General features: G+C 35.7%; 16 protein-coding genes and 1 pseudogene. 5 read left to right on the top strand and 12 right to left on the bottom strand.

The genetic code is table 11. The annotated features are described in order from the left end of the window. Window positions 1-86 precede the first annotated feature (86 nt). From DCE79_RS07950 to DCE79_RS07920, 7 genes and pseudogenes are all read right to left on the bottom strand, one after another. On the bottom strand, window positions 87-611 hold the full coding sequence (locus tag DCE79_RS07950; protein WP_108712534.1) for a hypothetical protein: 525 nt from the start codon (window positions 609-611) through the stop codon (window positions 87-89). 138 nt (window positions 612-749) lie between these two features. Then, window positions 750-1,376, bottom strand: coding sequence for a DUF6944 family repetitive protein (locus DCE79_RS07945; protein WP_108712533.1), 627 nt, complete (start codon window positions 1,374-1,376; stop codon window positions 750-752). A gap of 112 nt (window positions 1,377-1,488) precedes the next feature. Then, a pseudogene (locus DCE79_RS18490) lies at window positions 1,489-1,674 on the bottom strand (YfzA family protein); the annotation flags it as partial. Window positions 1,675-1,708: 34 nt separating this feature from the next. Then, window positions 1,709-2,317, bottom strand: coding sequence for an ABC-2 transporter permease (locus DCE79_RS07935; RefSeq protein WP_159083071.1), 609 nt, complete (start codon window positions 2,315-2,317; stop codon window positions 1,709-1,711). After that, window positions 2,301-3,179 (bottom strand): ABC transporter ATP-binding protein, encoded by an 879-nt coding sequence (locus tag DCE79_RS07930; protein WP_108712531.1) that lies wholly within the window; start codon window positions 3,177-3,179, stop codon window positions 2,301-2,303. Before DCE79_RS07930 ends, DCE79_RS07935 begins: the two co-directional genes overlap by 17 nt. After that, entirely contained in the window at window positions 3,179-3,556 is a 378-nt protein-coding gene (locus DCE79_RS07925) for a GntR family transcriptional regulator (RefSeq protein ID WP_108712530.1), read from the bottom strand. Before DCE79_RS07925 ends, DCE79_RS07930 begins: the two co-directional genes overlap by 1 nt. A gap of 185 nt (window positions 3,557-3,741) precedes the next feature. Next, a complete protein-coding gene (locus tag DCE79_RS07920; protein ID WP_108712529.1) occupies window positions 3,742-4,653 on the bottom strand; it encodes a DMT family transporter in 912 nt (303 codons plus the stop codon). A 132-nt stretch (window positions 4,654-4,785) separates the two neighbouring features. On the opposite strand from DCE79_RS07920, the gene DCE79_RS07915 reads away from it, so the two are divergent. After that, window positions 4,786-6,195, top strand: a complete 1,410-nt coding sequence (locus DCE79_RS07915) for an aminotransferase-like domain-containing protein (RefSeq protein ID WP_108712528.1) — start codon at window positions 4,786-4,788, stop codon at window positions 6,193-6,195. 352 nt (window positions 6,196-6,547) lie between these two features. On the opposite strand, the gene DCE79_RS07910 is transcribed toward DCE79_RS07915, so the two are convergent. Both DCE79_RS07910 and DCE79_RS07905 read right to left on the bottom strand, forming a co-directional pair. Beyond that, window positions 6,548-7,825: an IS110 family RNA-guided transposase gene (locus tag DCE79_RS07910; RefSeq protein WP_108712527.1), complete on the bottom strand. Its 1,278-nt coding sequence runs from the start codon at window positions 7,823-7,825 to the stop codon at window positions 6,548-6,550. 99 nt (window positions 7,826-7,924) lie between these two features. After that, window positions 7,925-8,203 carry a hypothetical protein gene (locus DCE79_RS07905; RefSeq protein ID WP_108712526.1) on the bottom strand — a complete coding sequence of 93 codons (279 nt, stop codon included), beginning with the start codon at window positions 8,201-8,203 and terminating at the stop codon, window positions 7,925-7,927. Between the two features lie 310 nt (window positions 8,204-8,513). Here DCE79_RS07905 and DCE79_RS07900 point away from each other — a divergent pair, with 310 nt between their 5' ends. Together DCE79_RS07900 and DCE79_RS07895 are read left to right on the top strand one after the other, a co-directional pair. After that, window positions 8,514-9,791, top strand: a complete 1,278-nt coding sequence (locus tag DCE79_RS07900; RefSeq protein ID WP_108712525.1) for an IS110 family RNA-guided transposase — start codon at window positions 8,514-8,516, stop codon at window positions 9,789-9,791. A 407-nt stretch (window positions 9,792-10,198) separates the two neighbouring features. Further along, a complete protein-coding gene (locus tag DCE79_RS07895; protein ID WP_108712524.1) occupies window positions 10,199-10,654 on the top strand; it encodes a hypothetical protein in 456 nt (151 codons plus the stop codon). Between the two features lie 136 nt (window positions 10,655-10,790). On the opposite strand, the gene DCE79_RS07890 is transcribed toward DCE79_RS07895, so the two are convergent. The 3 genes from DCE79_RS07890 to DCE79_RS07880 all read right to left on the bottom strand — a co-directional run bounded on the left by DCE79_RS07890 (window position 10,791) and on the right by DCE79_RS07880 (window position 12,809). Beyond that, window positions 10,791-11,330 (bottom strand): AAA family ATPase, encoded by a 540-nt coding sequence (locus tag DCE79_RS07890; protein ID WP_108712523.1) that lies wholly within the window; start codon window positions 11,328-11,330, stop codon window positions 10,791-10,793. 115 nt (window positions 11,331-11,445) lie between these two features. Beyond that, window positions 11,446-11,850 (bottom strand): VOC family protein, encoded by a 405-nt coding sequence (locus tag DCE79_RS07885; protein ID WP_108712522.1) that lies wholly within the window; start codon window positions 11,848-11,850, stop codon window positions 11,446-11,448. Window positions 11,851-12,035: 185 nt separating this feature from the next. After that, window positions 12,036-12,809: a Cof-type HAD-IIB family hydrolase gene (locus DCE79_RS07880; RefSeq protein WP_108712521.1), complete on the bottom strand. Its 774-nt coding sequence runs from the start codon at window positions 12,807-12,809 to the stop codon at window positions 12,036-12,038. A 65-nt stretch (window positions 12,810-12,874) separates the two neighbouring features. Between DCE79_RS07880 and DCE79_RS07875 the strand changes: the two genes are divergently transcribed. Continuing rightward, window positions 12,875-13,345: a DinB family protein gene (locus DCE79_RS07875; protein ID WP_108712520.1), complete on the top strand. Its 471-nt coding sequence runs from the start codon at window positions 12,875-12,877 to the stop codon at window positions 13,343-13,345. Between the two features lies 1 nt (window position 13,346). Next, window positions 13,347-13,961, top strand: coding sequence for a kinase (locus tag DCE79_RS07870; protein WP_108712519.1), 615 nt, complete (start codon window positions 13,347-13,349; stop codon window positions 13,959-13,961). Window positions 13,962-13,971 lie beyond the last annotated feature (10 nt).

The raw sequence follows: 13,971 nt of genomic DNA, 5'->3' as shown, positions 1-13,971 counted from the left end.
CCTCCTCTTGTTTCTGGTTTTATAATTTATGAGTTGGATTCGAGGAGTATGTACGGAATATACATGGAAGTAGATGCGAAACTTGATTAAGCATCCCCTACGAATATGTATTTAAATTTCATGTCATTGTCAAATAACATATAAATTAAATCTGATCTATCATAGTTTGGGTTAGAAATAAAATAACTAATTTCCATGCCTTCTTTATGTTTTATAAAATTTGCGATATACATAAAGTTTGAAGCTAATTCTATTGAAAATGGGGCATTGGATTCTGGTACGCCAAAAACTATTACATCATCTTTAATCTCAAATTCCACACGATATTCTGTCTTTAATTTTTCAAATTCACCTTCTGCAATAAGTCGCATTATTTTCCTAGCCTCACGATCTGTTTCTTGTAAGGATGTTCTATAGTCCGTGTCTGGAATGAGTTTATAGGCTTCAATCTCTTCTTTCAATTCCTTAATTTCTTTTTGTTGCTCTTGTATGACCTTTTGTTTTTCATCAAGTTGGTTCTCGAATTTTTTCGTTAATTGAACTATATCTTCTGTTTTTGAGCATCCCCCAACAATAAACAAAATAAAAAAGAGTAGACTCAATTTTTTCATCTCATATCTCTCCCAAAATGTAGGTCCATATTCTTCAACAACCTACGTGTATCTTTAGTTCAATAACTTCAACAAAAATATCGTTACTCCTTTTTTCAACATTCTATTATCAATTTACCTTTTACCTTCTTAATTACCTTATTCAGTAGCCAATGCTGTAATTACAGCTCCGACCACTTGTATCCAAGCACCTATAGCGTTCATTTCGATTCCTTCTTGTGTATCAGTATTAGCGAAAACTTGAATTACTGTCCCTATTAATTGAATTATATTTCCCGTATTAGATATAGTTTGTAAGAGTGTTTGTTGCCCCTGAGTATTAATGGTAACCCCTATTCCCACTACTTGAAGAAGATTTCCTTGCATTTCTAAAAGTTGACTTGACTGCTCATTATTCCCCAGTATTCCTGCCACAACAGCTAAATTACCTATAGCTTGTAGTTGGTCTCCAACACTATTTAATAATGAATCTTCACTTTCTGCTGCAATTGCGGTTCCACCAGCTTCTAATATATTTCCAATTATATTGAAATCTGTTAGCGTTTGTTGAGTAAAAATAGTTGAAGGTGTGCTCCCAATTGCAGTTATTATTGTTCCAATAGCTTCAATCCAGTTCCCCGCAATAGCAGTAATATTGGAATCACTTTCGTTATTATTACTTGAACTATTCTGATTTTCTCGTCTTTTAGGGAACACTAAGTTATCCCATTTATTAAAAGGGTTATTTTGTTTTCTCGAATTATTTGAGCTATTAAAATCCGTCATTTTTCTCCACCTACTAAGTATAAAAAAAGAAAGTTATATTCCTATTGATTAAACAAACATACAACAGTATATGATTTTTTAAATGGATTAGTTAGACCTTTATAATGACGGACTATGCACATATTGTGGTTGTGTTCTTCGTCATATGAGGATTGAACCAGATGCCTTTTATATTTGCATTTTGACAACCATCAATCTCTTTTAACCGAGGAACCCATCCTGTCAGCTCCAATAAAATGAAGATGCATTGTAAAATGGCGAATGACAAAATAGCAAGAAACCACTGTCTTTTATAAAAGGGTTTTCGTTTTTGCTTGAAGCATCACCTCTCATTAAAACACTTTCTTTTCATAAATCTTGATTGATAATAACCATGATGTACAGTAAACAATCACTAATGCGATCATTGCATATAAGAGATATATCGGTTCTCCTCCAGCAGCGATATTGGCAAATGCGTTACGTATTTGATCATTCAAATTTGGCACAAATAATTTAACGGTTAAAAAATAAAATGCAAATCCTACGAAAAATGCAATGAGTAAATATTTACTCGCAAATTTATATGAGAATGGATACATTAAGGCGACAAAAAACAAGGATACGATGACAACGAAGGCTAGATGTAACCAGTTTGGTAGCTCTTGGTGAATTACTAAATTACCAGCGCTCATCGTTACTACAACTAATAAAACATAAAGTATTGCTGAAATGTATTTTGAGCTAACTATCTCTTTACGAGTAAACGGTAAAGAACTTAAGAGCATTTTTGCTTGTCGCTTCTCATCGCTTGAAAATACTTGCATTGTCATCGTCCAAGAAAATAAAAGACCAAGGATAATCATTGAAATATCGACAACCATATAAGCAATCAATGCAGCAAACATAATCACTAATATATTTTTATGAATAATGAAGTCCTTCTTAACTAATTGAAACAACACCCTCATCTCCCTTCTTTGTATAGAACATAATGTCTTCTAACGTAGCCTTTTCGTAAAGTGCTAATTCACCAAATAATTGCATGACACGTTCCTTATTACTCGACAGACCTTCAAAACCGAGCTTTGATTTTCGGATCGCGACAAATTCTTTTTCAGTGTCTGTATCAAGTAAATCTAACCCGCCTTTTACAAGCACATATTGTTCCGCAACCGCATAAAATTCTTGGGTAAATATAATCTCCCCCTTATGCAAAAAGACAATGTAATCCGCAATTCTATCTAAATCTGATGTGATGTGCGTAGAAAAAAATATCGTTTTCTCCCCGTCCTGAACAATATCATGTAATAAATTTAAAAACTCTCTTCTAAAAACAGGATCCAATCCTGCAGTTGGTTCATCCATAATAATTAGTTCTGCATGATGAGACAAAGCAATTGCAAGTGAAGCTTTCATCATCATCCCTTTTGAGAATGTCTTTAATTTTTTCTTTAGCGGAAGTTGAAATAGTTTTATATAAGAACCAAATAGCTCATCGTCCCATCGTTCATACATGGGCTTAATAAGCTTTTTCATTTCAATTAATGTTAAATGCTCATAAAAAACATGCTCATCGTATACGAATCCGATTTTTTGTTTAATTTCTTTTTCATGCTCTTTATAACTTAAGCCGAAAACCTTTACGGTCCCACTATCTGGCTGAAGTAAATTCATAATCAACTTAATAGATGTCGATTTCCCCGCACCATTTGCCCCAACAAATCCGGTAACAAATCCTTTTTTCACTTGGAACGAAAGATCTTTAATCGCAAACCCATCAAAAGCTTTATTTACATTGGATAGCTCTATAATTGATTCCATTAATCCATCTCCTCATATAAAAGTGTAATTAATTCTTGTATTTCATCTAAGCTAAGTCCAATTTCTTTACTATTTTTAATTGCCTGACTTAGCTGCTCTTCGATTACCTTTTGCTTTCTGTCAATAATCATTTCCAGGTTTTGCTCTGAAACGAAAGAGCCCTTCCCTACTACGGAGTAAATCAAACCCGCTTTCTCTAGCTCCTCATATGCACGTTTGGTCGTAATGACACTGACATCTAAATCTTTTGCCATATTGCGCATAGATGGCAGTGCGTATCCTGATGGGAGTTCATTCGCTAATATACCTGTCTTTATTTGATTAACGATTTGTTCATAAATAGGCTCTTTCGAATTGTGAGAGATTAAAATTTGCATGCATGTTCCTCAATTCACATTGTATATATACTTTATACACAATATACATAATGCATCCATTTAATGTCAAGTGAAATAAATTAAATAATTCAGATTATTTATTCGAACTTAAATGCTTTTATACAAAAAGCCGTTTAACATCTTAAAGCAATGCTAAACGGCTATTCTAGTTCTATCATTTCTATTTACTCTAGATCCAATAACTCTGTATTCAAAGCGGAAGACTCTTTTTTTGATATCGATGCATTTTTCCCAATAACTACCGCGACTACAACAATCATAGCGGTTAGAACTGTCACTATTGTTATCGACTCTTCTAAAAATAATACGGCGAAAGTAATCATTAAAAACGGCTGCAAATATTGTAATTGACTGATCCTTGCAATTCCCCCTAATGCCATTCCCCCGTACCATGCTACATATGCTAAGAACTGACTAACAACGGCTAAATAGAATAAACTAACCCAAGCTTTCATTGGTGCATCCAGCATTTCTATGGAGAGCTCTAATCCTACTGGAATGACAAAGAATGGTGCTCCGATAACAATCGCCCATGCAATAACTTGCCAACTCCCCATTTCTTGAGATAATTTTCCACCTTCTGCATAACTAAGTCCTAGAATTAATACAGCTCCTAATAATGCGAAATCCGCAACATGAAAGCCACCGATTCCTAAATTAAGGGCGTATACAATAACCGCGCTTGAACCGACAAGACTAGCTAACCAAAATCGCAAAGACGGTCGTTCACCAGCTCTAAAAATTGCAATACCTGCTGTAGCTAATGGTAATAAAGCAAGCTCTACTGCCCCATGTGAAACGGGCAAAGTCTCCATCGCCCAAGAAGTGAGTAATGGGAATCCTAATACTGCGCCCACTGCTACAATTAGCAAACTTTTAAATTGTTTACGTGTGGGCAGCTTTTCTTTACGAACTAAAAATATAATCGCAACTAATATGGCTGCTATGACGGTTCTCCCCAAACCAACTACGGTAGTACCAAAATACGCCACTGCAACACTTGTGGAGGGTAGCGTCAAACTAAAACAAGTCACCCCAATTATTCCTAACAACAACCCTGCTTTCTCTTTTTCCATAACGCTTCCTCCCAATCAAATTGTCCCATTCATTAGGGGCAATTTTTGTTATAATGCAAGAATAAAGGACCCGTTGCTAATTTAACATTCCATTTTTAATTCACTGTATGGGTACAGATTGGGGGAAATAGGATGAAAGCAAAGTATTTAGAGATTGTTGATACGATAAAACAGCAGTTGCAAAATGGCGATTATCAAGCAGGAAGTAAGCTACCATCGATTAGACAACTATCCGTACAGTTTAATTGTAGTAAAAATACGATTTTAAAGGCCTATGATGAATTAGAAAAGGAGCATGTCCTTTATGCAAAAGCACAAAGTGGCTACTATATAGTGAACGATTATAAAACCATGCTACCTACAACAAACGAAATCGACTTTTATTCTGCTGGACCAGCCAAGGATTTAATTCCATATACTGATTTTCAACATTGTTTGAACCAGGCAATTGATACCTATAAAGAGGAACTTTTCGATTACGCTGCTCCACAAGGTCTATACTCATTGCGTACAGAAATTGCCAAACGGCTACAAACATTACAAGTCTTCACTACACCAAATCGCGTTGTCATGGTCTCGGGTTCCCAACAGGCTCTTCATCTCTTAACGACTATGCCATTTCCAAACGGTAAGAAAAACATATTGATTGAACAGCCAACCTATTTTGGCATGATTGAATCACTAAATCTCAGTCAAACAACCACATTTGGTATTGAACTAACGATGAATGGCATTGATTTAGAACGACTTGAATACATCTTTAAAAATAACGAGATTAAGTTTTTCTATGTCATCCCGCGCTTTCATAATCCACTTGGTCACTGTTACACAAATTTAGAAAAGAAGAAAATAGTCGAGCTCGCTAAGAAATATGATGTGTACATTGTTGAAGATGATTTTTTAGGGGAATTAGATACGGATAAAAAGGCTGACCCCTTCTTTAGTTTTGATCCTTCTGGCAGGGTCATCTACATTCAAAGCTATTCTAAAATATTTTTACCTGGCTTACGTATTGCAAGTATTGTTTTACATGAGCTCCTAATCAAAACATTTCTACGCTATAAAATTAGTACCGATTTTACCAGCCCCATTCTTTCACAAGGCGCACTCGATATTTATTTGAAAAGCGGGATGTATGTAACCCATTTAAAAAAGATCAAAAAAGTTTATCAGCATAAAATGGATGTATTAAAAAAAGCCTGTGCGCACTATTTACCCGTAGAAATCGATTATACAAAGCCTAGTACAGGGTTCTACTTATCTATCTATTTGCCAAAAAACATTTCAGCTAAAAAGCTAACTTATTCGCTAGCTGAAAATAACATCCTTGTTGACGACACCGAACGCATGTTTTTAGATATGTATAAACAGGATAATCTCATTCGCTTATGTATTTCTCAGCTAGATGAACAACAAATAATATCTGGGATCAAAAAAATAGGAGACCTAATTGTAGAACTCAATAAAAGAAAATCTACGTCCCGTAAGCTGCCACCTCCCTCTATAAATGTTGATATATCAATGGCTCACGCCATTTTTTGAGTGTCAAAAAAATATTTTCAACACGTACATCTAACGTTATTTTGTAATTATTGATTTTTCTTACAATCTGTCCGAACGCTTCGCTAAAGGATGAACCATTAACTGGTAATGATTATCCTGATCCCGTGCGGTATATCGATGCACTTTTGGATCTCTGCGATGCTTATGATGACGGACCCTCCCATGTCTCTAGGCGTCTGTTTGCGCGTACATTCCTTCGTTCGGTCTATTCATAAGGCAGAGGCTGGCGATGCTCCTTAAGGGACTCGTTTAAATAAATCACGGTCGGATGGTGAAAATAATGCCGGCTTCTCCGTGTCATCCTCTTGTTTTGACTTTCGATGAAATACGTTTAGGCAGCCGTTTGAAGACTAGCGAAATCACTCATCATTTGTTGTTCGTTAAACATTGTTTTCTTTTTGCACAAGGCATGTAAAACCTTTAACAGTTTGCCACACAACACAACGATCGATTGCTTCTTGCGAAGCGGATTGGCTGTGCGTGTAGTGTAGTATTCGTGTAATTGCTTAAAGGCTGGGTTATGCAAAATTAAAGGCATCATAACTCGGAATAGAAGCGCACGTAATTTACGTCTACCTCTTTTGGATATACGTTTTTGTCCCTTTTGCTGGCCGGAAGAGTTTTCACGCAATGTGAGTCCCGCTAGTTTAATTAATTGGCGTGGATGTGCATATTGAGTGAGAGAACCAACTTCTGATAGTAAGTCGACAATAGTAACATCTCCGATTCCTGGGACAGATGCTAAGTAGTCATAATCCGCCATTTGTTTGGCTAGCTCTACGAGCTGAGACGTTAATTCATCTAGTTGAGTTTGCATCAATTTGTACTGTGAAAGAAGTGTGGCGATTTCGAATTTGGCCATCACTAAGCCTTCTGTCAATCCAATTGAGTTTTCTGCAACTTCGACTAATTGTTTTGCCTTTGGTAGTTGTGGACATTTCATCCCTTCAACTTGGCGATATAAGAAGAGTAACTCTTCTGGTGATTTCCCTTTAATATCTGTCGGCAGAGGTGTCATTTCGAGCACCGCATAGGCCATTTTCCCGAAGTTTTTAAACACTTGTGTAAACTCTGGGAAAAAGCGATCTAACCAACGAATCATGCGATTTTGAAGGGCATTTAAATCTTCTTGAATCTTCGAGCGTAATGTAGCACCGTTTCGTAATTCAGCTTCCACACCTTCCAAAATGCGAGGATAGCTGAAGCGTCCGTCTCGCATTAAACGGGCAATGACGAGTGCATCTTTTTGGTCATTTTTCGTTTGGAGATTGTCATCAAGCTCCTTTGAACGATTGACGTGCATTGGGTTGACCATCACAAATGGAATTCCATAGTTCGTTAAAAACGCTGCTAAGTTCATCCAGTAGTGACCTGTTGGCTCGAAACCAACGAGGATTTCTTGTTTTTCATGAGTTGTTCTGAGCGCCATTAGGCGTTCATAGAAGTTTTCAAACCCAATACGTGATTGCACGACTGGAAATGATTTTTGGAGCACCCGACCTCGATCGTCGATGGCACATGCGAAATGTTTGTGCTTTGCGATATCGACACCGATGACTAGTGTATTTTCAGAAACTTGATTTATTTTTTCATTCGTATTAAAATTCATTGTTATGGAGTCCTCTCTGTAGATGTGCGAGTCAATGGCTGTTGACACTCAAGCATCATACAAGAGGGCTTTTTTTATTTCAAGTCCCCGAAAATCCTTCTAACAGGAATGCTCTTTAAATGGAATGGATTGCTCATCTCTATTGGTTCCGGGGCTTGAATTAGGAAGAATATGGTCTTTGAAAAACGTGTTGAGCAAATGCTTTTTCAGCGTGTCAAAAACGAACAACACCACAGTCAATTCTTGAGGGCTGTTTTGTAAGGCATAAAAAAAGGATATTCTACCTAACGCTCCTATTGACACTCCACTGAACATTGTAAAAAACATAACAACAAAGATTAATAAAGTAGTAAGTGAAAAAACACTATATTTATTCAAATGGGTTCACCTCCTGAAAGTTGTTTGTTATTCGTAATTTAACATATTCAATAATTTAAGATTAAATTAAAATTCTAAGTGACTTTATCTTAAGATTTTTAGGTTATGCCTGATTGAATTAGCCCAAATATTACTTGGGATATTTACTTTAGGTTATTTAAAGATTATTATTGAAATGGAAATTTTCCACTTATAAGGAGCATTCCTGTTAGAAACATTTTCGGGGACTTGAAAATAAAAAAGCCCTCTTGTATGATGCTTGAGTGTCAACAGCCATTGACTCGCACATCTACAGAGAGGACTTCCAAAAATGAATTTTAATACGAATGAAAAAATTAATCAAGTTTCTGAAAATACTTTAGTCATCGGCATCGACATTGCCAAACACAAACACTTCGCTTGTGCAATTGATGATCGTGGCCGTGTGCTCCAAAAATCATTTCCAATACTGCAATCGCGCGTTGGATTTGAAGGCTTTTATGAACGTCTACTTACGTTAAAAGTAGCCCATGAAAAACAGGGAATCCTTGTTGGTTTCGAGCCAACAGGTCACTATTGGATGAACTTAGCAGCGTTTTTAACGAACTACGGGATTCCGTTTGTGATGGTCAATCCGATGCACGTCAACCGTTCAAAGGAATTGGACGATAATCTCCAAACTAAAAATGACCAAAAAGATGCACTCGTCATCGCACGTTTAATGCGAGATGGACGCTTCAGTTATCCTCGTCTTTTAGAAGGTGTGGAAGCGGAATTACGAAATGGCGCGACATTGCGCTCGAAAATTCAAGAAGATTTAAATGCCCTTCGAAATCGCCTGATTCGTTGGTTAGATCGCTTCTTTCCCGAGTTTCCACAAGTCTTTAAGAAGTTCGGGAAAATGGCGTATGCGGCGCTCGAAATGACGCCACTACCTTCGGATATTAAAGGGAAATCACCAGATGAACTACTCTTCTTATATCGCCAAGTAGAAGGAATGAAAAGCCCACAACTACCAAAGGCAAAACAATTAGTTGAAGCGGCTCAAAACTCGATTGGATTAACAGAAGGTTTAGTGATGGCCAAATATGAAATCGCCACACTGCTTTCGCAAATCAAATTGATGCAAGCTCAACTTGATGAATTAACGGTTCAGCTCACAGAGCTAGCGAAACAAATGACAGATTATGATTATTTAGCATCTATACCAGGAATCGGGGATGTAACGGTTGTCGATTTACTTTCAGAAGTCGGTTCTTTAACACAATATGAGCATCCACGCCAATTAATTAAACTCGCGGGACTTACATTGCGTGAAAACTCTTCTGGTAAGCAAAAGGGACAAAAGCGCATTTCTAAACGAGGAAGACGTAAGCTACGAGCACTCTTGTTTCGTGTGATGATGCCCCTAATTCGACATAATCAAGCATTTAAGCAATTACATGAATACTACACAACACGTACAGTGAATCCACTTCGCAAGAAGCAATCGATTGTCGTCCTGTGTGGCAAGTTACTCAAGATTTTACATGCCTTGTGTAAAAAGAAAACAATGTTTAACGTACAACAAATGATGAACGATTTCGCCAGTCTTCAAGCAGCTGCTTAAACGTACTTCATCAAAAGTCCAACCAAGAGGATGACACGGAGAAGCCGGCACTATTTATTCCATTCGACCGTGCACAAATAGCAACGAGTCCCCTGAGGAGCATCGCCAGCCTCTGCCTTATGAATAGACCGAACGAAGGAATGTACGCGCAATTAGACGCCTAGAGACATGGGAGGGTCCGTCATCATAAGCAACGCAGAGATCCAAATGTGCATCAAAATAACGTACTGGATCAAGGGATTAATTACCATTAAAAGGGAATTAATTTAGCGAAGCTTTCAGGTGTATTGTTAAAAAAATCAATAATTACAAAATAAAGATAGATGTACGTGTCGAAAAAAATTTTTTGAACACTCAAAAATGGCGCGAGCCATTGATATATCAACATTTATAGAGGGAGGATATTTATGCATGAATTTTATTTGATAAAAAAGACCGAAACACAAGATGACGATTTTTTTCTATACTTTTATAGGGATAACGACAATTACAAGGATTTAATTGTTGAATACATTGGGCTTGAAGATAACATCGTTGAATATATTTATGATTCACTTACATGGATTCCATGTATGAACCCCGCTTTCCCAGGAAACCCCAAACAAGTAGGGTTTAATGACATTGGGATAACACTATTTGATGAACATTCGGCTCCTTCCCTTATATCTATTTTTACTGCTTGGAGTGATTTATTAAGGAATGGTCCAAAAGAAATCCTAAAAATGATTTATTATCATGATTACTCCGAGGATGAATTAGTGCGTTTTGATAGAGATATCGCGATAGAAAAATTTGGAAAAATCATTTCTATATCTAAACAATTGTCTGATGGCAAGTACTACTTATATCATTGTGGTATATGAAAACTTAAAAACAACCGGATGATGCGCTCATCTATGCCATTGAAAAGGGGAATTTCGGCTGTACCCTTGGATAATAAGGATATGTACTTTTTTCGCTTGAAATTTAAAATAGATAGAGTTTCTCGCTCTAATGATCTTAAACTTTGTTAATTAGATTTAGCTTTTCTTTTATATTGTCAATAATTTCAGTAATGCTTACCCCTTCAGTGTTGATATACGTTCCAAAGTTGTGTGCATTATAGGCTTCTAGACATTTATCCGTTTGTTGAAAGCACCAATTCCCTTCTTCCTCTCCGCGCTGTCTTAGCCTTTCGTAAATGGTTTCTTTACTTGCTTGCAAGCAAAAGTGATGCGTTTGCTCATCAATACTTTTGAAACCATTTTGAATGAAATGGAAGTACTCTACTTTCCGAATAGTCATAGGTACTATTAGGTTCATGTTATATTTAGTTATTAAACGTTTTGCCACATCCACCGTTAATTCTTTCCATAAATCCAAATCCTGAAAATCACCTGTATCTGCTTCAATTTTTCTAATTTCCTCAGGTACAATATTTCTTAACATATACCCTACCTCTTCAGGGTCATATATCATGCTATTTTGAATTTCTTTGTGAAGCGCATTGGCAATTGTGGTCTTTCCCACACCAAATGCTCCATTAATCATGATTATCATTAGTCTTTCCCCCTCTATAAAGATTGAAATTTCAATTATTTCTATTCAATAATTTCCTGAGAAATAATTTTAGAATTTTCAGTAAACTGAATGATGTACATAATCCAAACTTCATTTAAACTCCTGGATTATTACGTAATTCGATAATTGTTCCTTCTGGCGCTATTAACTTGCATAACTCACCATTTTCAACATGGTAAATAATTTCTTTATTTTTTTGTAAAAAATTCACGTTCATTCTCTTTAAACGTTCGACTTCAAATTCTAGATCTTCCACCCAAATACAAAAATGAACAAGCCCTTCACTATTCGAATTGATCTGTGCTAGTTGTTCATTCTGTTTGCCTGTCTGGAGTTCAATATAAAAAGTACCTAGCTTTAACCATGTATTAAATTCACGACCATGAAAATCAGGAGATTCTTGAACAAGTTCAAATCCTAACCCTTTCGTATAAAATTCAATCGTTTCCAAATATGAATTTGTCTGTATACATAAATGATGTACATAACTCGTTTTCATAGTATGATCAACCCCCCCCTCTTTAACATTCCGTTCGCTCCTGCATGACCACATCTTCATCATAACAAGCTCCCCAAAATATTATTTTAATATTTTAAATAGCGAAACATTTTTAATCCTTGCAACTAATTTCATTTTAAATAAAAGTAATCTTGGGATACTCCATACAGCAAAAGGATTCATTTTCAAATGAAGCCATATTTCTTTAAAGCGATTGTGATACCATCTTCACTAGATTCTTTCGTAACAAAATTGGCAATCGATTTTAACTTTTCTCCTGCATTCCCCATTGCTATTCCGACATCAACCATTTCTAACATATCCATATCATTTTCTCCATCGCCAAATGCTACTGCTTCACTTTTGTCTAACCCAAAATATTCAAGTACTTTTATAATTGCTTTTGATTTTGAAACGTCTTCTTCAAGTACGTTTAAAATAAAAGGATGCCACCGTTTAAACGTAAGCTGCGGAAAACGAATTTTGTATTTATGAATCATATCTTCATTTGCAAATATACACATTAAGTAGGTATCTTCCTCATAAGCAGCTAAATTTTCAGGTGGATACTCTTCCAATGATAATGTTTCGTTTAGTGCTTTTAATATCATTGGATGTTTTATATTATTCATCTGTAATTTTTCAGAGTAAAAGGTAAGTGCATTTTTTTCGGTCGATGCGTAATCCATGACCGCTCTTACTATCTCATGATTTAAAACGATTTTATGAATGACAATATCGTTGTGTTTCACATAAGCCCCATTTGCAGTAATAAACGTGTTTATACCTAATTTTGCTATTTCATCACACATGGATAAGGGTCTGCCGGTTGCTGCAACAACTTGAATACCCATATCCAGCAATTTTCGAATAGCAGCTTTCGTGCTCTTAGCAATCGTTCCATCTTTATAATTTGTGATTGTTCCATCGACATCAAAAAATACAATTTTATGTTTCATTTTTATCACCTCAAGTTTATGCTAATATTACCATATAATGTTATAAAAAAAGAATGAGGTGCAACATGTTAAGCTTATTTAATTACAATTGGCAAGTACGTGAAGATTGGTTTAAATGGTGTCAATCACTCCCTACAGAAGAGTTTCATAAAGAACGAATTGGCGGTATGAAAAGTATTCGCGAAACCTTAATTCATATCATAGACTGTGAACTGCTTTGGTTAAATAGCATGTCAGAACGGAAAATTGTATATGAAAAGCGAAACACTATAAGTGAATTAAATGATATAAAAGAATACTCGGATTTTGTGAAATCCCAAACTCAACTATTCATTCGTCATTTACCTGTAGAATATGAAAATCATGCAGTTGAAATTAAAAGAAAAAATGGGACTATATTAAATTTTACTCAAGAAAAGATTCTGTTACATATGATTACTCATGAAGTCCATCATGTTGGACAGTTATCGATTTGGTCTAGAGAGCTTGGCCTCAAGCCCATTTTTTCGGATCTTATAGCGAGGGATTTTTATTAAAATGGATAAATATGATGATTTAATTCGCCAAATTAACGATGGCTATAAAAAGCATGTTGAAGCAAGGCCTTATATTGTTGCAATCGATGGCTTAAGTGGTGCTGGCAAAACGACACTTGTGAATCACCTGAAAGAAATGCTAGATAACCTAGTCATTATTCATATTGATGACCATATTGTTGAACAATCTAAGCGCTATAATACTGGTCATGACGAATGGTTTGAATACTATCAGTTACAGTGGGATAGCAATTATTTAAAAGAAGAATTATTTGATAAATTATATACAAATGAAAAATGCCTACACTTACCCTTTTACAATAAAATTAATGATACATTTACTCAACAAGAAATAAAAATAGCTCCTAACAATATTATCGTAATCGAAGGGATTTTTCTTTTAAGAGACGAATGGAAAAACTTTTATGATTACATCGTTTTCTTAGATTGTCCTAAGGAAATAAGATACGAGCGTGTACTTCATCGTGATACATACATTGGAAATTTAGAAGAAAGATTAAATAAATATAAAAGAAGATATTGGCCGGCAGAGGAATATTATTTAAAAAATCAAAAACCACTCGACCTTGCCCATTCTATTCAAAAATCGTTCTAACAGTCCGCCC

The organism is Lysinibacillus sp. 2017 (assembly GCF_003073375.1).
Taxonomy (GTDB): domain Bacteria; phylum Bacillota; class Bacilli; order Bacillales_A; family Planococcaceae; genus Solibacillus.
Note: the sequence above shows the minus strand (reverse complement) of the source record. Positions and strands in the feature narration are given on the sequence as shown.